Raw genomic sequence first — 17,168 nt, 5'->3', positions numbered from 1 at the left:
TCCGTTCCGCCGTCCGTTTCTTTGCAGGGATCGCCCATGCGCGCCGAAACCCAAGCCTCCGTCGAAGCCATCCGCAAGTCGCTGAACCTGCTTGCGCAGCGGATGGACTGGGAGACCGCCCCGCATCGCCTGGAAGAGATGAACGCGATGATCGAGGACGGCGACCTGTGGTCCGACCCCGCCCGCGCGCAGAAGCTGATGCGCGACCGGCAGGTGCTGTCCGACAAGGTGGAAACCTACCGGCGCATCGACCAGGACCTGAAGGACAGCGTCGAGCTGATCGAGCTGGGCGAGGCCGAGGGCGACGCCGAGATCGTGGCCGACGCCGAGACCACGCTGAAGTCGCTGGCCGAACTGGCCGCGCAGAAGGAGCTTGAGGCGCTTCTGGACGGCGAAGCCGACAGCAACGACACCTTCCTGGAAATCAACGCGGGTGCGGGCGGCACGGAAAGCTGCGACTGGGCCTCGATGCTGGCGCGGATGTACACGCGCTGGGCCGAGAAGAAGGGCTACAAGGTCGAGCTTCAGTCGGAAACGCCCGGTGAAGAAGCCGGAATCCGGTCCGCCGCCTACAAGATCAGCGGCCCGAACGCCTATGGCTGGCTGAAATCGGAATCGGGCGTGCACCGGCTTGTCCGCATCAGCCCCTACGACTCGGCAGCTAGACGGCACACGTCCTTTTCCTCGGTCTGGGTCTATCCGGTGGTGGACGACAACATCGAGATCGTGATTCCCGACAACGAGATCCGCATCGACACCTATCGTTCCTCGGGCGCGGGCGGGCAGCACGTGAACACCACCGACTCGGCGGTGCGGATCACCCACCTGCCGACGAACATCGTCGTCACCAGCTCGATGAAGTCGCAGCACCAGAACCGCGAGGCGGCGATGAACGCGCTGCGCGCGCGGCTGTACCAGCTGGAACTGGACAAGCGGAACGCCGCGATCAACGCCGCGCACGAGAACAAGGGCGACGCGGGCTGGGGCAACCAGATCCGCTCCTACGTCCTGCAGCCTTACCAGATGGTGAAGGACCTGCGGACGGGTTTCGAGACCTCGGACACGCAGGGCGTGCTGGACGGCGACCTCGACGGGCTGATGGCCGCAACGCTGGCGATGGACGTGGCCGGGAAAAGCCGCGCCGAAGCCAACGCCGAGGACTGAGCGCGCGCCGCACGTGTTTTCACATCGCCGTTGACGTCCCGATCCTTCCTTCTTCACGCTGCGTTGCAGCAGAAAGCGGGAAAGGGACAGCATGGCGAAACCTATCAACCTTGCCCTTCAGGGCGGCGGCGCGCACGGCGCCTTTGCCTGGGGCGTCCTCGACCGGCTGCTGGAAGGTGATGAACTGGACATCGCCGGGATCAGCGGCACCTCGGCAGGCGCCCTGAACGGGGCGGCGCTCGCGGCGGGGCTGGCTTCCGCTGACGGCGCGGCGGGGCGGCAGGCCGCGCGGGAGAACCTCGACCATGTCTGGGCCGAGGTCAGCCGGGTGAACGACCACCGGCTGCTGCGCTGGATGACCTGCCTCGATCATGTGCCGTCGTCCCTGCAGCGCTGGGCCGATCTCTTCTCGCCGGTGGCCTGGATGGAGAACTGGTCGCGGATCTTCAGCCCCTATGATTCGGGGCCGTTCTATTCCAACCCGCTGGGCCGGATCATCGCGAGGATGCCGCATCCGCTGCAATCCTGCCATATCCAGAACCCCGCACTGTTCGTCAGCGCCACCAATGTCCGCACCGGCCGCGTGCGCGTCTTTTCCGGCGACGAGGTGACGCCCGAGGCGGTGATGGCCTCGGCCTGCCTGCCCACGCTGTTCCGCGCGGTCGAGATCGACGATCCCAGGACCGGCCGGCGCGAGGCTTATTGGGACGGCGGCTATTCCGGCAACCCGGCGCTGTTCCCGCTGTTCGGCACGGACCTTCCCCGCGACATCGTTATCGTCACCATCAACCCGATGGAGCGCGACGGCATCCCCCAGACGCCCGTCGAGATCCAGGACCGGATCAACGAGGTCAGCTTCAATTCGTCCTTGCAGCGCGAGTTGCGGGCGATCCAGTTCGTCAAGCGCCTGGGTGCCGAGGGCCGCCTGACCGGCCGCGACATGAAGGAGCCGCTGATCCACCTGCTGTCGGACGACGCGCTGATGACCTCGCTGGGGACGCGCACCAAGCTGTTACCGGGGCCGGGGCTGATCGGGCGCATGAAGACAGCCGGGCGGCTGGCCGCCGACACGTTCCTGAGCGGAGACGCCCGGAACATCGGCGAGCGTGACTCGGTGGACCTGCCGCGGCTTTACGGCTGAGGCGCGGCCAACGGCGTCACGGCCGGACCGGAAGTTTTCCACCCCCGATCGGGTCTGCCGACCCCTGCCTCGCTGAAAACGGTCCACTGGACCCATCCGGCGGGAAAACAGCCATGATGGCTGTTTTCTGATCCGCCTCCTATCCGGGCGCTCGTCAGCCCCGGAGATATTCAGACGAAGAAGAACGGGGTCAGGCGCCCGCGGCTGCGATCTTTGCGGCAAGGCGTGCGTTCGATAGGACCAATGAGATGTTGGCGGCCAGCGAGCGGCCCTCGGTCAGTTCGAAGATGCGGTCCAGCAGGAAGGGGGTCACGGCCTTGGCGGCGATCCCTTGTGCGGTTGCGTCGGCGAGCGCCTGCTCGACCACGGGCATGATCTCGGCGCGGGAAATCTCGGCGTCTTGCGGGATCGGGTTCACCACCAGTTGGCCGCCGGGCAGGCCAAGGGCGCGGCGCATCCGCGCGGCCTCGGCGATCTGCGCCGGGTCGTCCAGACGCAGGGGCGCGGGCAGGCCCGAATCGCGGCTCCAGAAGGCGGGGATGACGTCCTGACCGACAGCGATCACCGGCACGCCCAAGGTTTCGAGGTATTCGAAGGTCCGCGGCAGGTCGAGGATCGCCTTGGCCCCCGCCGAGACTACCGTGACCGGCGTCGCCGCCAGTTCGTAAAGGTCGGCCGAGATGTCCATCGTGTCCTCGACGCCCCGATGGACGCCGCCGATGCCGCCGGTGGCGAAGACGCGGATGCCCGCAAGCGCCGCGCAGATCATCGTGGCCGCGACCGTGGTCGCCCCGGTGCGGCCTGTCACCAGGCAGACGGCGACGTCCGCGCGGCTGACCTTCATCACGTCCTGCGCCTGCGCGAGCGATTCGAGCGTCGCGTCGTCCAGTCCGATGTGGATGCGGCCGTCCATCAGCGCGATGGTGGCGGGCACGGCGCCCGCCTCGCGGATGACCGTTTCCACGTCGCGTGCCATTTCGAGGTTCTTTGGATAGGGCATTCCGTGGGTAATGATCGTCGATTCCAGCGCAACGACGGGGCGGCCCGCGTCCAGCGCGTCGCGGACCTCGGGGGTGAAGCTCAGCGGCAGGTCGTTCATCGGCGGCTCCTAGCGGTCGAAGGGAAGGCGGGGCTCTGCCCCGGACCCCGGGATATTTTAGCGAAGAAGATACTCATGGTCCTTCGCCCGAGACATGGGCGGCGGCGGCAAAGATGGCTGCGTCGAGTGCGGCGGCGCGGCTCGCGCCCGCGCGTTCGGCCACCATGTGGGCGGCCATGAAGCAGTCGCCCGCGCCGGTCACGCGGGCGATGGTGACGGGCGGAGGGGCCTGCGTCAGAACCTCGGCCCCGCGCTGGGCGCAGGCGGCGGAGCGGGGGCCGTCCGTGACCAGCACGCGGGCCGCGCCCCGGGCGACCACGGCCTGCGCGGCCTCGGCGGCGTTGGCGCAGGGGTGGTCCGCGAGCGTCTCGGCCTCGGCGCGGTTCAGATACAGCGTGACATGGTCCAGCCCCAGTAGGGGAGCAAGGCGCTCGGCTTTGCCGGGACTGGCCGGCACCACGCGCAGGTCGGCTTCCCGCAGCGCCGGGTCGGCAGCGATGGCTTCGAGCTGCGGCACGGTCAGGTTGCCGTCGATCACCACCGTTCCGCGCCAGGGCGCCTCGACCGAGCCGAAGGTGCCGTCCCGCAGGGGCGCCAGCACGCGGTCGCCCGCGGCCTCCAGCGAATGGGCGTCGGCGATGGCGGCGATCAGGCCATCGGTGTCCTCGATCGCCATGTAGATGTCGGTCGGCCATTCCGGCAGGCGCTGCATCCAGTCGGTCGCCACGCCAAGGGAGCGCACGGCGGACAACAGCGCCTCGCCCTCGGGGTCCGCGCCGACCGCGCCCAGCACGGCCACGGACTGCCCCCGCGCGGCCAGGGCCACGGCCACGTTCAGCGCGACCCCGCCCGGCACGTGGCGGATGCGGCCCGGAACGTCCGCGCCCGGCGCCATGGGCGCGGGGCTGCGGCCGATCACGTCCCACAGCACCGCGCCGACGCAGAGGATGTCCGGGCGCGCGGATGTCATCCGACGATCCGCAGCATCCGGTGCTTCTTCTTGCCGAGGCTGACCTTCATGCCCTCGCCGATCTCCTCGGCGGTCAGCATCCGCTGCGGGTCGGCGACAGCGTCGTTGTTCAGCCGCAGGCCCCCTTCGGCAATCAGGCGCTTGGCCTCTTTCCCCGAGGCGGTCAGCCCCGACTGCGCGAGCATCTGGACGACCGACAGGCCCCCTTCGAAGGCCGAGGCGGGCATGGCGACCAGTTCCAGGTCCGCGCCGGTGCCGCCCTGCTCGAAGACCTGCCGCGCGGTCGCCTCGGCGCTGGCGGCGGCCTCGGCCCCGTGCAGCAGCGTCGTGACCTCGTTCGCCAGCACGATCTTGGCGTCGTTGATCGCCTGGCCCTCGAGCTTGCCCAACCGCTCGCATTCCGCGACCGGAAGCTCGGTATAGAGCTTGAGAAAGCGGCCCACGTCGGCGTCGGTGGTATTGCGCCAGAACTGCCAGAACTCATAGGGCGACAGCATCGCGCCGTTCAGCCAGACCGCCCCGCCCGCCGACTTGCCCATCTTGCGCCCGTCCGAGGTCGTCAGCAGCGGCGAGGTCAGGCCCCAGATTTCCGCGTCCAGCACCCGGCGGGTCAGGTCGATCCCGTTGACGATGTTGCCCCACTGGTCCGACCCGCCCATCTGCAGCCGGCAGCCATAGCGGCGGTAGAGTTCCAGAAAGTCGTAGGCCTGCAGGATCATGTAGTTGAATTCGAGGAAGGACAGGCTCTGTTCCCGGTCCAGCCGCGACTTCACCGACTCGAAGGACAGCATCCGGTTGACCGAGAAATGCCGCCCGATGTCGCGCAGGAAGTCGAGGTAGTTCAGCCCGTCCAGCCACTCGGCGTTGTTCAGCATCATCGCCGCACCGTCGCCATAGCGCAGGTAGCGGGCAAAGACCTGCGCCATCCCGTCGATGTTCGACTGGATCTGCTCGGGGCCGAGCAGCGGACGCTCCTCGCTGCGGAAGCTGGGGTCGCCCACCTTGGTCGTGCCGCCGCCCATCAGGGTGATCGGACGGTTGCCGGTCTTCTGGAACCAGCGCAGCATCATGATGTTCAGCAGGTGGCCGACATGCAGGCTGGCCGCCGTCGCGTCATAGCCGATATAGGCCGTGACCGGACCCTCGATGAGGGCGTCATCCAGCGCCTGCAGGTCGGTGCAGTCGGCCAGATAGCCGCGTTCGACCATCACGGTCAGGAACTCGGACTTCGGGCGGTAGGTCATCGGCTTCTTCCTTCTACTCGGCCCGCCTATACAGCGCGTGGGGCACGAGGGAAAGAAAAGCGGATGCTGGTTCTGGGGATGATGTCGGGCACCTCGCTGGACGGGGTGGACGCGGCGCTGCTGGACACCGACGGCGAGGCGATCTTCGGCTTCGGGCGGACGGGCTATCGTCCCTATGCGGCCGAGGAGGCCGAGGTCCTGCACGCCGCGCTGGGCCGCTGGCCGGGCGCGCCGGGCGTGGCCGAGGCGGCGGCGCTGTCGGTCCGGGCGCACGCGGAACTGGCAGCGGATTTCCCCGAGGCCGAGGTGATCGGCTACCACGGCCAGACGCTGGCGCATGATCCCGGCGCGGGGCGCACCCACCAAGCGGGGCAGGGGTGGCAATTGGCCCGCGCCACAGGGCGCCGCGTGGTCTGGGACTTCCGCACCGAGGACGTGCGGCAGGGCGGAGAGGGCGCGCCGCTTGCCCCCTTCTTCCACCATGCGCTGGCGCGCTGGGCCGTGGGGCAGGGGCGGCTGGAGGCCGCGCCGGTGGTGTTCCTGAACCTCGGCGGTGTCGGCAACCTGACCTGGTGCGACCCGCGCGATCCGGACCCGCTGACCGCCTGCGTGGCCTTCGACACCGGCCCCGCGAACGCGCCCTTGAACGACCTGATGCGGGCGCGACGGGGCGCCGCGCGGGATGAGGGTGGCGCGCTTGCCGCGCAGGGCACCCCCCGCGAATCGGTGATCGCGGATTTTCTGCGCCATCCGTATTTCACCCGCCGCGCGCCGAAGTCACTGGACCGCGACGCCTTCGCGGCGCTCGGCCCGGCCGTCGCGCAGATGGACGACGCCGATGCCGCCGCGACCCTGACCCATGCGGCGGCGGCGGCGGTGGCGGCGGGGCTCAGGCTGCTGCCTTCACGCCCGGCTGTCGTGCTGGCCTGCGGGGGCGGCCGTCGCAACGGCGCGATGATGGAGGCATTGGCTGCCCGTTGCGGCCTGCCCGTGCGCCCGGTCGAAGAGGCGGGGCTCGACGGTGACATGATCGAGGCGCAGGCTTTCGCCTGGCTTGCCGCACGGGTTCTGCGGGGGCTGCCGACCTCGGGGCCGGGAACGACGGGGGGTCCTGCCGCTGTCTGCGGCGGGCGGATCAGCCCGGCCTTCCGCTGACAACTGCTTGATCGAAGGGGAACGCGAGCCGCGCAAGGGGCGTTGGGGGCCCAGATCGGGGACGGAAAATCGCCTCCGGCTGATCTGGACAAAAGAAGGACGTCAACGATGAAAGCTCTGCTTCTCGCCGCCACTTCGTCTCTGGCCCTGACGGGCTTTGCCATGGCGCAGACCGCCGTGGAGACCGACACCTCGGGCGCTGCCGCCACCCCGCCCGCCGCGGGCAGCACCGCCACCGACAGCTCGGCTGCGGCGACCGGCGGCATGGGCGGCAGCGGCGCGGACGCCACGGGCGGCGTTGCGGCCGGCGGCGCCGACGCGAGCGGTGCGGACGCCAGCGGCGCGACTTCGGGCGACGCGGCTACGGGCGGCACCTCGGGCGGCATGACCACCGGGGGCGACGCGGCCACCGGCACGACCGGCGCGGCGTCGGGTACGACCACCGGCACGACGACCGATGCGGCTGCGGACGCGACCACCGGCACCACGGGGATGTCTTCGGACGCCGCCACGGGCTCGATGGGCACGGCCGCGGGTGCCACGGGCACCACCGACAGCGGCTCGGCCATGGACACCGACACCACGGGCACCGACTCGGCGACCACGACCACCACGACCGTGACCGCCACCTCGGGTGACGCGGGCACGGCGGCGATGACGGCCGACCACCCCGGGATGCTGGGCTCGTGGATCATGAACCGCCGCATCTGGACGACCAACCAGCCCTCCTCGACCGAATGGGCCAGCACCACCCTGACCGAGCGTCCGGCCGAATGGACCGATATCGCCAAGGTGGACGACATCGTCGTGGACGCGGAAGGCAACATCACCGGCTATGTGGCCGACATCGGCGGCTTCCTGGGCCTGGGCGCCAAGCAGGTGCTTCTGAACAAGGAAGCCCTGCATTTCGTGCAGATCGGTGACGACGCCTTCTTCGCCACGAACTTCACCCGCGAAGAGCTCGAAGCGCTGCCCGACTTTGACACCACCACGGTCATGCGCTGAGCCGCAGAGCCACGGCCATGACGGCAAGGGGCGCCCCTCGGGGTGCCCCTTTTTTGTTCAGGCGGGAACCGGGGCGCGGTCGTGGGGTTGTGACCGCGATGCCTGAGACACCGGCGGGCACTTCAAAAAGAACAAGGAAAGGAACCTCCATGCTGATCAAGCAGCTTCTTGGAACGGCCGCTGTGCTGTCCTTCGTCGCGGCGGGTGCGATGGCCCAGACCGCGCCCGAAACGACCCCGGCCGACCCCGCAGCCCAGGCCGCCGATTCGGCCGCGGATGCTGCCGGCGCCGCCGCCGTGGCGGCCGATGTCGCTGCCACCGAAGCCGGTGCCGATGCAGATGCCGCCGCAACGACTGACGCCGCGACGACTGACACCGCAACAACGGATGCCGCGACGACCGACGCCGCGACCGGGGCTGCGGCCACCGGAGCTGTCGCCGTGCCGGGCGGGCAGGTCGTGGTCGAGCAGGCCGAGCCGGTCGTGAATGTCGAGGTTCCGAACCCCGAGGTGCAGGTGATCCAAGCCGCGCCCCAGGTGCAGGTCGAACAGCCCGAGCCCACCGTGACCGTCACCCAGGCGCCGCCGCAGGTGAACGTGGAACAGTGCGCCCCGCGCATCACCGTCACGCAGGCCGAGCCGACCGTGACCGTGAACATCCCGCAGCCGATCGTGTCGGTCGCGCTGGCCGATCCCGAGGTCCGCATAGGCGAGACCCAGCCGATCGTGACCGTGGAAACCCCCGAGCCGGTGGTCTCCTTCGTTCAGCCCGAGCCGCGCGTCGTCGTCGAGGGCGCCGAGGCGCAGGTCAACGTGACCGAGGCCGAGGCCCAGGTCGAGGTGACCCGCGCCGAGGCCGCGCAGGTCGAGATCCGCCAGAACGAGGCCGCCGTGAACGTCGAGCAGACGGGCGAGGCCCAGGTGAACGTGGCCGAGGCGCCCGAGCCGCAGGTCGAGGTGCAGCAGGCCGGCCAGGCCAATGTCGAGGTCCAGCAGGGCGAGCCGACCGTCAACGTGACCGGGGCCGATGCCACCGCTGCGGGCGCGACCGCCGTGGCCCCGGTGATGGCCACCGACATCGCCGTGCGCGAGGGCTATACGCTGGTCGATCCCGTCGAGGTGACGAACCAGGGCATCGACGGGCTGCAGGTCTTTGCGGCCAGCGGCAACGGCGACTACGAGGAGATCGGCGAGATCGACGCTTATGACGCGGCCACCAACACCGCCGTTGTCGCGGTGGGCGGTTTCCTCGGCATCGGCGAACGCCAAGTCGCCTATCCGCTGGACCAGATTTCCTTCCAGCGCACCGCGGCGGGCGATCTTGAAGCCTATGTCGGCACTCCGGCCGACCAGATCCAGAACCTGCCGCCCTACACCGGCGCGGGCGCTGCCGCCGGCACCGAAGCGGGCGCCGCGACCGACGCGGGCGCGGGCACCGGCAGCAACTGAGCCGGACCTCCACGACGGCCGGGCAGGGCGGCCCACCACCCCGCCCCCGGCCTGGAAGAACCCCGCCTTGCGCGGGGTTCTTTCTTTTTCGCCCCTCTGCTGCCTCGGGTCGCTTATTCGCGCTTGACCTCCACTGCGGGGCTGCGTAAACCCCCCGCACCCTAGGGTGATCCGGGGGTGGTTGGGCGGTTGTAGCTCAGTTGGTTAGAGTACCGGCCTGTCACGCCGGGGGTCGCGGGTTCGAGCCCCGTCAACCGCGCCACCACCACCAGGAATCGCCGCCGGGTTTATGCGCGGTTGTAGCTCAGTTGGTTAGAGTACCGGCCTGTCACGCCGGGGGTCGCGGGTTCGAGCCCCGTCAACCGCGCCACTTTCCCTTTTCCCCGAAGTCCTGCACACTGAAAAATGCGGCCTCATGCGGCTGCGCCTTGGTCTTTTCAATCCGCGTCACATCCCTATGCTTGGCATGGCCCGAGGCAGGAGACGACGATGGCACGCGAAATCGATTACGGCGGGATGATGCACCGCGCGATGCAGGGCCTGATCGCCGACGTCCTGCATGGCGTGGCCCAGGACGGCCTGCCCGGAGAGCATCATTTCTTCATCACCTTCGATACCCGCGACGAGGGTGTCGAGATGGCCGACTGGCTGCGCGAGCGTTACCCCGAGGAGATGACCATCGTCATCCAGCACTGGTTCGACAACCTGAAGGTCACGCACGAAGGCTTCTGGATCACGCTGAACTTCGGCAACTCGCCCGAGCCGCTGTATATCCCCTTCGATTCGGTCCGCACCTTCGTGGACCCCTCGGTCGAGTTCGGCCTGCGCTTTGAGACGCAGGACAACGAGGACGAGGCCGAGGACACTGGAGAGGCCCCCGTCGCCATCGAGCAGGCGCCCGCGCCCGCCGGCGGCGCCGAGGTCGTCAGCCTGGACAAGTGGCGCAAATAGGCAGGCCTCAGCCCAGGGCGTCCTCCAGCCAGCGTTGCACCATGCGGTGCGCGCGGGCCGGCTCGGGCCCGCGCTGGTCCAGCACGGCGCGCAGGTAGACCCCGTCGATCAGCGCCCCCAGCGTTTCCGCAAGCCGCGGCGCCTGGTCGCCCGCGCGAGGGCGCAAGGCATGGATCAGGTTCGACCGAAGCCTGCGGTGATAGATGGACAGAAGCCGCCCCGCCTCGGGCTCGGTCAACGCCAGGGCATAGAAGTTCAGCCAGGCAGCCACGGTGTCGCGGTCGAAATGCGTGCCGTCCAGGCTGGCCGCGATGATCGCCTCGGCCCTCTGGCCCGGCGCCGCCCCGGCCAGCGCGACCCGCACGCCGGCGCCATAGACGGCCAGGATGTGCCGCATGGCGGCCACCAGCATCTGCGACTTGGACCCGAAGTAATGATGCGCCAGCGCGGGCGACATTCCCGCCTCGCGCGCGATTCCGGCCACGGTGACATCCTGGGTACCGGACCGCCCGACAACGGCAATGGCGGCATCGACCAGCGCAGCCTTTCGGCTGGCTTCGGCCCCTGTTTTGGGCATAACTGACCCCTCGGCAGAATCACCCAAGTAGCCGCACCAATAACGCCGGTTGATTGACTCGTCAATCAAGGAAAGCCGGTCCCAAAGCAAGGAGACGCCCATGACGATCCGCACGACGCTTCTGGTGGCGGTTGCCGCCACGCTGCCTGCCCTGACCGCCGCAGCGGCCGAACCGGACGGCTGTCGCACGGTGCGCTTTTCGGACGTGGGCTGGACCGACATCTCGGCGACGACCGGCCTTGCGACCACGGTGCTGGAGGCGCTGGGATACGAGACCGAGGTCAAGGTGCTGTCCGTGCCCGTGACCTATTCGGCGCTATCCACCGACGACGTGGACGTGTTCCTGGGCTACTGGCACCCATCCATGGCCGCCGACCTGCGCCCCTATGCCGAGGCGGGGACCGTGGACACCGTCCGCACCAACCTGACGGGCGCGAAATACACGCTGGCCACCAACAAGGCGGGGGCAGAGGCAGGGATCACCGACTTCGCCTCGATCGCGACCCATCGCGACGCGCTGGACGGCAGGATCTACGGGATCGAGCCGGGTAACGACGGCAACCGCCTGCTGCTGGACATGGTGGCGCAGGACAAGTTCGGCCTTGGCACCTTCGAGATCGTGGAATCGAGCGAACAGGGGATGCTGGCCCAGGTCGCCCGCGCCGATGCCGAGGGCGAGCCCATCGTCTTCCTGGGGTGGGAACCCCATCCCATGAACGCGCGCTTCCAGATGACCTACCTGCCGGGCGGCGACGAGATCTTCGGGCCCGACCTGGGCGGGGCGGAGGTGCGCACCAATACCCGCGCGGGCTATGTCGCGGAATGCCCGAACGTGGGGCGCTTCCTGCAGAACCTCGCCTTCACGCTGGACATGGAAAACCAGATCATGTCCGCCATCCTGGATGAGGGGAAGGAACCCGGCCCCGCCGCGAAGGATTGGCTGGTGGCGAACCCCGAGGCCGCGACCCCGTGGCTGGAAGGTGTCACCACCTTCGACGGCGGCGACGCGCAGGCGGCATTGAACGAGGCGCTGGACGACTGAAATGGACTGGCTGACCGACCTGCTGACCGACACCAAGCTGCCGGTCGGCCAGACCGCGCGCCGCGCCTTCGACTGGCTCAAGGTGAACGCCGCGCCGCTGTTCGACGCCGTGGCGGTGGTGCTTGATCGCCTGATCGCGGCGATCGAGACCGTGCTTGAGCTGCCCCATCCCCTGGTCTTCACGGCGTTGGCCGTGGTGCTGGCCTGGGTCCTGCGGCGCAGCTGGCGGGTCTGCCTGTGGGTCGCGGTCGGCTTCCTGTTCATCCTGAACCAGGGTTACTGGGACGCCACCATGCAGTCGCTGACGCTGGTGCTGGCGGCGGGCGTCGTCTGCATGGCGCTGGGCGTGCCCATCGGCATCGCACTGGCGCACCGGCCGCGGCTGTACCGCTATGTCCAGCCGCTGCTGGACCTGATGCAGACGCTGCCGACCTTCGTCTACCTGATCCCGGCCATCGTCTTCTTCGGCATCGGCACGGTGCCGGGCCTGATCGCCACGGTGATCTTCGTGCTGCCCGCGCCGATCCGGCTGACGCGGCTGGGGATCGCCTCGACCCCCAAGGCGCTGGTCGAGGCTGCCCGCGCCTTCGGCGCCACCCCGCGCCAGCTTCTGTGGAAGGTGGAACTGCCCAGCGCGCTGCCGCAGATCATGGCGGGGCTGAACCAGACGATCATGCTGTCGCTGTCGATGGTGGTGATCGCGGCCCTGGTCGGCGCGGCGGGCCTTGGCGTTCCGGTCGTGCGCGCATTGAACAGCGTGAACACGGCGCTGGGCTTCGAGTCGGGCTTCGTGATCGTGGTCGTCGCCATCATCCTCGACCGGGTGCTCGCCGCCCCCCGGCGGGAGAAGGAGAAATGAGCCAGGCCCCCTGCATGGCGGTCGAGTTCGACCGCGTGTCCATCGTCTTCGGTGACAAGCCCGAACGTGCGCTGCCCCTGGCCGACGAGGGGCTGGACCGCGGCGCCATCCGCGAGGCCACGGGCCAGGTTCTGGGTGTCCACGACTGTTCGCTGAGCGTGGCCGAAGGCGAGATCCTGGTGCTGATGGGCCTGTCGGGATCGGGCAAGTCCACGCTGCTGCGGGCGGTGAACGGGCTTGCGCCGGTGGTGCGGGGCGATGTCCGCATCCGCATGGGGCAGGGCATGACCAGCGTCACGCGCGCCAGCAAGGACACCCTGCAGACGATCCGGCTGTGCCATGTCTCGATGGTCTTCCAGCAGTTCGGCCTGCTGCCCTGGCGAACCGTGCGCGAGAACGTGGGGCTCGGCCTTGAACTTGCCGGCCGGTCCCGCGCCCAGCGCCGCGCACGGGTGGACGAGGAACTGGAAACCGTGGGCCTGTCCGAATGGGCCGACCGCCGCGTGGGCGACCTGTCCGGGGGAATGCAGCAGCGCGTGGGACTGGCCCGCGCCTTCGCGACCCATGCGCCGATCCTCCTGATGGACGAGCCCTTCTCGGCGCTCGACCCGCTGATCCGCACCCGGCTGCAGGACGACCTGCTGGAGATGCAGGCCCGGACGCGGCGCACGATCATCTTCGTCAGCCACGATCTCGACGAGGCCTTCAAGCTCGGCAACCGCATCTCGCTGATGGAAGGCGGGCGCATCGTCCAGACCGGCACGGCGCGAGAGATCGTGCGCCATCCGGCCAGCCCCTATGTGGCCGAGTTCGTGGCCCACATGGACCCGCTGGCGGTCCTGACCGCTGCCGACCTGTCCGAACCCGGCGAGGCGACAGGCGTGCCGCTTCCCTCCGACCTTTCGGCACGCGAGGTGATGTCGGCGCTCGCGCTGGCCGAGGCGTTGCCGGTCATGGGCGGGGGCAGGGTGACGCGCGCGGGCGTGCTGCACCGGCTGGCCAATCCGCGGAACGGCTCGGGCTGAGGCCCGCGCCGCCGCGTGGGGCGGCGTCTCAGCCCCCGAGGATCAGCGTCGCCGCGATGGTCCACATGACCAGCGCCACGCCTGCATCCAGGATGCGCCAGGCAAGGGGGCGCACGAAAAGCGGCGCCAGCAGCCGCGCGCCGTAGCCCAGCGAGAAGAAGAACAGGAACGACCCGCTCATCGCACCAAGCGCGAAGGCCAGCCGGTCGGGCTGCAGGGCCGAAACCGAGCCGAGCAGGACGACCGTGTCCAGCCAGACATGCGGGTTCAGCCATGTCAGCGCCGCGATGGTAGCCAGCGTCGCCGCCACCGTCGGCGCAGCCGTGCCTTCCGCGCGCAAGCTTTCGCCCCCGCGCCAGGCAGCGCGGGCCGAGCGGAAGCCGTACCAGATCAGGAAGGCCGCGCCGCCCCAGCGCATCGCGGACAGGAACCAGGACGCGTTGCGCGCGATGGCGCCTGCGCCGGCCACCCCGGCCGCGATCAGCGCGGCGTCCGACGCCGCGCAGAACAGGCAGACGGCAAAGACATGCTGCCGCAGCAGCCCCTGCTTCAGGACGAAGGCGTTCTGCGCGCCGATGGCGACGATCAGCGACAGACCGATCCCGAGGCCGGAAAGGAAGGAGGCAGCTTCTGCGCCCTGAAACATCGCCGGTTGCCTTCGCATGAAAAGGGCGGCGCACCCTGCGCCGCCCTTGAAGCTTCAGTGCCGAGGCTCAGCCGAGCTGCGCCGCGACATCCTCGGTCAGGTCGAAGTTGGCCGTGACGTTCTGGACGTCGTCGTCCTCTTCCAGCGTGTCGATCAGCTTCATCAGCTTCTGGGCGTGGTCGAGGTCGGTCACCTCGGTCGGCGCCTGCGGCTTCCAGATCAGCTTGGCGGATTCGGATTCGCCCAGGGTCGTTTCCAGCGCGGCCGAGACCTCGGCCAGGTCGGTGTCCGACGTGTAGATCCAGTGGCCCTCGTCGTCGCTTTCCACGTCCGAGGCGCCCGCCTCCAGCGCGGCCATCATCACCGTGTCGGCGTCACCGGCCGAGGCGGGATACATGATCTCGCCCACCCGGTCGAACATGAAGCTGACCGAGCCCGTCTGGCCCAGGTCGCCGCCGTTCTTGGTGAAATAGGACCGGACGTTCGAGGCGGTGCGGTTGCGGTTGTCCGTCATCGCCTCGACGATGATGGCGATGCCGTTCGGGCCATAGCCCTCGTAGCGGATTTCCTCGTAGTTCTCGGCGTCACCGCCCTGCGACTTCTTGATCGCGCGGTCGATCACGTCCTTGGGGACCGAGTTCGACTTGGCTTCCTTCACGGCAAGCCGCAGGCGGGGGTTCTTGTCGGGATCGGGGTCGCCCATCTTGGCGGCGACGGTGATTTCCTTGGCCAGCTTGGAAAACAGCTTGGACCGCAGCTTGTCCTGCTTGCCCTTGCGATGCTGGATGTTGGCCCATTTGGAATGGCCTGCCATGAGATCCTCTCATTTCGCTGTGGCGCGGTTCTAGTCAGCTTCCGCAGGCCGATCAAGCCGCCCGCCCCGTGCCTCGGCCAGCAGGAACAGGCGGATCGCGGTGGCAAGGCCCACCTCGGCAGGGCGGGCATGGTCCACGGCGGCGATCAGTTGCGCCCGGCTCATCCCCCGCGCGGCGGCGGCCTCGGCGGCGGCGCGCCAGAAGGCGTCTTCCAGGCTGACGCTGGTCGCGTGCCCGTCGATGGAGAGCGACCGCTTGGCGGGCGCTGTCAGCGGTGGCAGGTCAATTGTCATCGCGACGGTGCTGGTCCAGCGTCCGGGCGGCGCGCTCGGCATCGGCCTGCTCGGCGGCCTTCTGCGCCTTGGTCCGGCCGTGCTTCGCTGCGTTCTCGTCGCCCAGGCGGCGCTTTTCGGCGCGGGCCTTGTCCTTGCGGTAACGGTTGAGGTTGGTGATCTGCGCCATGGGCCCGATCATAGCAGAGGGGCGAGGCGGAAAAAGGGGCGCGCCGTGGCACGCCCCCTCGGGGCCGGCCTCAGTCCTCGGGACCGACCATCTGCTCGGGCCGCACGATGCGGTCGAATTCCTCGGCCGTGACATAGCCGAGGCCCACGGCTTCCTCGCGCAGGGTAGTGCCGTTCTTGTGGGCGGTCTTGGCGACCTTGGTGGCGTTGTCATAGCCGATGGTCGGCGCCAGCGCCGTCACCAGCATGAGGCTTTCCTTCATCAGCTTCTCGATGCGCGGGATGTTGGCCTGCGTGCCCACGACCATGTTGTCGGTGAAGCTGACCGCCGCGTCGCCCAGAAGCTGCATCGACTGCAGCACGTTGTAGGACATCATCGGGTTGTAGACGTTCAGCTCGAAATGGCCCTGCGACCCGGCGAAGCCCACGGCGGCGTCGTTGCCCATGACATGGGCGCAAACCATGGTCAGCGCCTCGGCCTGGGTCGGGTTCACCTTGCCCGGCATGATGGACGACCCGGGCTCGTTTTCCGGCAGGATCAGCTCGCCCAGGCCCGAGCGGGGCCCCGAGCCCAGCAGCCGCAGGTCGTTGGCGATCTTGAACAGCGACCCCGCCACCGTCTTCAGCGCGCCGTGGAAGAAGACCATGGCGTCATGGGCTGCCAGCGCCTCGAACTTGTTGGGCGCGGTGACGAAGGGGAGGCCGGTGATCTTGGCGATCTCGGCCGCGATGGCGGTATCCCAGCCCTTCTTCGTGTTCAGCCCGGTGCCGACCGCCGTGCCGCCCTGCGCGAGTTCATAGATGTGGGGCAGGGCGAGCTTGACCCGCTCGATCCCCATGCGGACCTGGTGGGCATAGCCGGAAAACTCCTGCCCCAGCGTCAGGGGGGTGGCGTCCTGCGTGTGGGTGCGGCCGATCTTGATGATGTCCTTGAACTCGTCACGCTTGGCTTCCAGCGCGCGGGCGAGATGTTCCAGACCAGGCAGCAGCACGTCGCGGGCGACCATGCCGATGGCGACATGCATCGCGGTCGGGAAGGTGTCATTCGACGACTGCCCCATGTTGACGTGGTCGTTCGGGTGGACCGGCTTCTTCGAGCCCATCTCGCCGCCCAGGATCTCGATCGCGCGGTTCGAGATGACCTCGTTCGCGTTCATGTTCGACTGGGTGCCGGACCCCGTCTGCCAGACAACCAGCGGGAAGTGGTCGTCCAGCTTGCCCGCGACGACTTCCTGCGCGGCCTGCACCATGGCCTCGCCGATCTTGGGGTCGAGGTTGCCGGTCGTCATGTTGACCTGGGCGGCCGCCTGCTTGACCACGCCCAGCGCGCGGACGATGGCGACGGGCTGCTTTTCCCAACCGATCCTGAAGTTGCCCAGGGACCGCTGCGTCTGCGCGCCCCAGTAGCGGTCGGACGGAACTTCCAGCGGGCCGAAGCTGTCGGTCTCGGTGCGGGTGGTCGTCATGGGCAGATCCTCTGCGACGTGGCAATGGTTGGCGGCCTTCTAGGACCATCCCCCCGGCTCCGCAATCGGTATGCCGTCGCATACCGCCTTGGCGCTGGAC

At 69.0% G+C, this 17,168-nt stretch carries 18 protein-coding genes and 2 tRNA genes; 11 read left to right on the top strand and 9 right to left on the bottom strand.

All coding sequences use genetic code 11. The features are described 5' to 3' along the window. Positions 1-36: 36 nt before the first annotated feature. Both prfB and ACFFII_RS05420 read left to right on the top strand, forming a co-directional pair. A complete protein-coding gene (gene prfB / locus ACFFII_RS05425) occupies positions 37-1,164 on the top strand; it encodes a peptide chain release factor 2 (protein WP_377697868.1) in 1,128 nt (375 codons plus the stop codon). A 91-nt stretch (positions 1,165-1,255) separates the two neighbouring features. Next, the gene (locus ACFFII_RS05420) at positions 1,256-2,305 is read left to right on the top strand and encodes a patatin-like phospholipase family protein (protein ID WP_377697867.1); all 1,050 of its coding nucleotides are present in this window, start codon (positions 1,256-1,258) and stop codon (positions 2,303-2,305) included. Positions 2,306-2,495: 190 nt separating this feature from the next. Here ACFFII_RS05420 and ACFFII_RS05415 read toward each other — a convergent pair whose 3' ends face one another. From ACFFII_RS05415 to tyrS, 3 genes are all read right to left on the bottom strand, one after another. Next, entirely contained in the window at positions 2,496-3,404 is a 909-nt protein-coding gene (locus ACFFII_RS05415) for a pseudouridine-5'-phosphate glycosidase (RefSeq protein WP_377697866.1), read from the bottom strand. 73 nt (positions 3,405-3,477) lie between these two features. Then, the gene (locus tag ACFFII_RS05410) at positions 3,478-4,374 is read right to left on the bottom strand and encodes a PfkB family carbohydrate kinase (RefSeq protein ID WP_377697865.1); all 897 of its coding nucleotides are present in this window, start codon (positions 4,372-4,374) and stop codon (positions 3,478-3,480) included. Further along, a complete protein-coding gene (gene tyrS, locus ACFFII_RS05405) occupies positions 4,371-5,618 on the bottom strand; it encodes a tyrosine--tRNA ligase (protein WP_377697864.1) in 1,248 nt (415 codons plus the stop codon). Before tyrS ends, ACFFII_RS05410 begins: the two co-directional genes overlap by 4 nt. 63 nt (positions 5,619-5,681) lie before the next feature. Between tyrS and ACFFII_RS05400 the strand changes: the two genes are divergently transcribed. The 6 genes from ACFFII_RS05400 (at position 5,682) to ACFFII_RS05375 (ending at position 10,177) form a co-directional block, all read left to right on the top strand. Beyond that, on the top strand, positions 5,682-6,773 hold the full coding sequence (locus tag ACFFII_RS05400; RefSeq protein WP_377697863.1) for an anhydro-N-acetylmuramic acid kinase: 1,092 nt from the start codon (positions 5,682-5,684) through the stop codon (positions 6,771-6,773). Positions 6,774-6,881: 108 nt separating this feature from the next. Next, on the top strand, positions 6,882-7,778 hold the full coding sequence (locus tag ACFFII_RS05395; RefSeq protein WP_377697862.1) for a PRC-barrel domain-containing protein: 897 nt from the start codon (positions 6,882-6,884) through the stop codon (positions 7,776-7,778). A gap of 149 nt (positions 7,779-7,927) precedes the next feature. Then, complete coding sequence (locus ACFFII_RS05390; protein WP_377697861.1) at positions 7,928-9,226, top strand: hypothetical protein; 1,299 nt, start codon at positions 7,928-7,930, stop codon at positions 9,224-9,226. Positions 9,227-9,411: 185 nt separating this feature from the next. Next, positions 9,412-9,488: transfer RNA gene (locus tag ACFFII_RS05385), tRNA-Asp, on the top strand. A 31-nt stretch (positions 9,489-9,519) separates the two neighbouring features. Further along, positions 9,520-9,596: transfer RNA gene (locus ACFFII_RS05380), tRNA-Asp, on the top strand. A 119-nt stretch (positions 9,597-9,715) separates the two neighbouring features. Beyond that, positions 9,716-10,177 (top strand): SspB family protein, encoded by a 462-nt coding sequence (locus tag ACFFII_RS05375; RefSeq protein WP_377697860.1) that lies wholly within the window; start codon positions 9,716-9,718, stop codon positions 10,175-10,177. 7 nt (positions 10,178-10,184) lie between these two features. Here the strand turns inward: ACFFII_RS05375 and betI are convergent, their stop codons facing one another. After that, positions 10,185-10,754, bottom strand: a complete 570-nt coding sequence (betI, locus tag ACFFII_RS05370) for a transcriptional regulator BetI (protein ID WP_377697859.1) — start codon at positions 10,752-10,754, stop codon at positions 10,185-10,187. A 100-nt stretch (positions 10,755-10,854) separates the two neighbouring features. Between betI and choX the strand changes: the two genes are divergently transcribed. From choX to choV, 3 genes are read left to right on the top strand one after another with little or no spacing between them, the layout of a single operon-like run. After that, positions 10,855-11,796 carry a choline ABC transporter substrate-binding protein gene (choX, locus tag ACFFII_RS05365; RefSeq protein WP_377697858.1) on the top strand — a complete coding sequence of 314 codons (942 nt, stop codon included), beginning with the start codon at positions 10,855-10,857 and terminating at the stop codon, positions 11,794-11,796. A 1-nt stretch (position 11,797) separates the two neighbouring features. Further along, positions 11,798-12,655, top strand: coding sequence for a choline ABC transporter permease subunit (gene choW / locus ACFFII_RS05360; RefSeq protein WP_377697856.1), 858 nt, complete (start codon positions 11,798-11,800; stop codon positions 12,653-12,655). Continuing rightward, positions 12,652-13,680 carry a choline ABC transporter ATP-binding protein gene (gene choV / locus ACFFII_RS05355; RefSeq protein WP_377697855.1) on the top strand — a complete coding sequence of 343 codons (1,029 nt, stop codon included), beginning with the start codon at positions 12,652-12,654 and terminating at the stop codon, positions 13,678-13,680. Before choW ends, choV begins: the two co-directional genes overlap by 4 nt. 28 nt (positions 13,681-13,708) lie before the next feature. Here the strand turns inward: choV and ACFFII_RS05350 are convergent, their stop codons facing one another. The 5 genes from ACFFII_RS05350 to fumC all read right to left on the bottom strand — a co-directional run bounded on the left by ACFFII_RS05350 (position 13,709) and on the right by fumC (position 17,068). After that, positions 13,709-14,326 (bottom strand): LysE/ArgO family amino acid transporter, encoded by a 618-nt coding sequence (locus ACFFII_RS05350; protein WP_377697854.1) that lies wholly within the window; start codon positions 14,324-14,326, stop codon positions 13,709-13,711. A gap of 67 nt (positions 14,327-14,393) precedes the next feature. Continuing rightward, positions 14,394-15,140: a YebC/PmpR family DNA-binding transcriptional regulator gene (locus ACFFII_RS05345; RefSeq protein ID WP_377697853.1), complete on the bottom strand. Its 747-nt coding sequence runs from the start codon at positions 15,138-15,140 to the stop codon at positions 14,394-14,396. A gap of 30 nt (positions 15,141-15,170) precedes the next feature. Then, entirely contained in the window at positions 15,171-15,434 is a 264-nt protein-coding gene (locus ACFFII_RS05340; protein WP_377697852.1) for a ribbon-helix-helix domain-containing protein, read from the bottom strand. Further along, positions 15,424-15,603 (bottom strand): DUF4169 family protein, encoded by a 180-nt coding sequence (locus ACFFII_RS05335; RefSeq protein WP_377697851.1) that lies wholly within the window; start codon positions 15,601-15,603, stop codon positions 15,424-15,426. The genes ACFFII_RS05340 and ACFFII_RS05335 overlap by 11 nt, the downstream gene beginning before the upstream one ends. Before the next feature lie 70 nt (positions 15,604-15,673). Then, on the bottom strand, positions 15,674-17,068 hold the full coding sequence (gene fumC, locus ACFFII_RS05330; RefSeq protein WP_377697850.1) for a class II fumarate hydratase: 1,395 nt from the start codon (positions 17,066-17,068) through the stop codon (positions 15,674-15,676). Positions 17,069-17,168 lie beyond the last annotated feature (100 nt).

The sequence above is a fragment of the Paracoccus niistensis genome (assembly GCF_042432925.1).
Lineage (GTDB): Bacteria > Pseudomonadota > Alphaproteobacteria > Rhodobacterales > Rhodobacteraceae > Paracoccus > Paracoccus niistensis.
The sequence above is the reverse complement of the archived record's forward strand: the minus strand, read 5'-3'. Positions and strand labels throughout refer to the sequence as shown.

Excerpts from the sequence above, each read along its gene's own strand:
- prfB (WP_377697868.1), top strand. The coding sequence starts at position 37 with ATGCGCGCCGAAACCCAAGCCTCCGTCGAAGCCATCCGCAAGTCGCTG.
- ACFFII_RS05420 (WP_377697867.1), top strand. The coding sequence starts at position 1,256 with ATGGCGAAACCTATCAACCTTGCCCTTCAGGGCGGCGGCGCGCACGGC.
- ACFFII_RS05415 (WP_377697866.1), bottom strand. The coding sequence starts at position 3,404 with ATGAACGACCTGCCGCTGAGCTTCACCCCCGAGGTCCGCGACGCGCTG.
- ACFFII_RS05410 (WP_377697865.1), bottom strand. The coding sequence starts at position 4,374 with ATGACATCCGCGCGCCCGGACATCCTCTGCGTCGGCGCGGTGCTGTGG.
- tyrS (WP_377697864.1), bottom strand. The coding sequence starts at position 5,618 with ATGACCTACCGCCCGAAGTCCGAGTTCCTGACCGTGATGGTCGAACGC.
- ACFFII_RS05400 (WP_377697863.1), top strand. The coding sequence starts at position 5,682 with ATGCTGGTTCTGGGGATGATGTCGGGCACCTCGCTGGACGGGGTGGAC.
- ACFFII_RS05395 (WP_377697862.1), top strand. The coding sequence starts at position 6,882 with ATGAAAGCTCTGCTTCTCGCCGCCACTTCGTCTCTGGCCCTGACGGGC.
- ACFFII_RS05390 (WP_377697861.1), top strand. The coding sequence starts at position 7,928 with ATGCTGATCAAGCAGCTTCTTGGAACGGCCGCTGTGCTGTCCTTCGTC.
- ACFFII_RS05375 (WP_377697860.1), top strand. The coding sequence starts at position 9,716 with ATGGCACGCGAAATCGATTACGGCGGGATGATGCACCGCGCGATGCAG.
- betI (WP_377697859.1), bottom strand. The coding sequence starts at position 10,754 with ATGCCCAAAACAGGGGCCGAAGCCAGCCGAAAGGCTGCGCTGGTCGAT.
- choX (WP_377697858.1), top strand. The coding sequence starts at position 10,855 with ATGACGATCCGCACGACGCTTCTGGTGGCGGTTGCCGCCACGCTGCCT.
- choW (WP_377697856.1), top strand. The coding sequence starts at position 11,798 with ATGGACTGGCTGACCGACCTGCTGACCGACACCAAGCTGCCGGTCGGC.
- choV (WP_377697855.1), top strand. The coding sequence starts at position 12,652 with ATGAGCCAGGCCCCCTGCATGGCGGTCGAGTTCGACCGCGTGTCCATC.
- ACFFII_RS05350 (WP_377697854.1), bottom strand. The coding sequence starts at position 14,326 with ATGTTTCAGGGCGCAGAAGCTGCCTCCTTCCTTTCCGGCCTCGGGATC.
- ACFFII_RS05345 (WP_377697853.1), bottom strand. The coding sequence starts at position 15,140 with ATGGCAGGCCATTCCAAATGGGCCAACATCCAGCATCGCAAGGGCAAG.
- ACFFII_RS05340 (WP_377697852.1), bottom strand. The coding sequence starts at position 15,434 with ATGACAATTGACCTGCCACCGCTGACAGCGCCCGCCAAGCGGTCGCTC.
- ACFFII_RS05335 (WP_377697851.1), bottom strand. The coding sequence starts at position 15,603 with ATGGCGCAGATCACCAACCTCAACCGTTACCGCAAGGACAAGGCCCGC.
- fumC (WP_377697850.1), bottom strand. The coding sequence starts at position 17,068 with ATGACGACCACCCGCACCGAGACCGACAGCTTCGGCCCGCTGGAAGTT.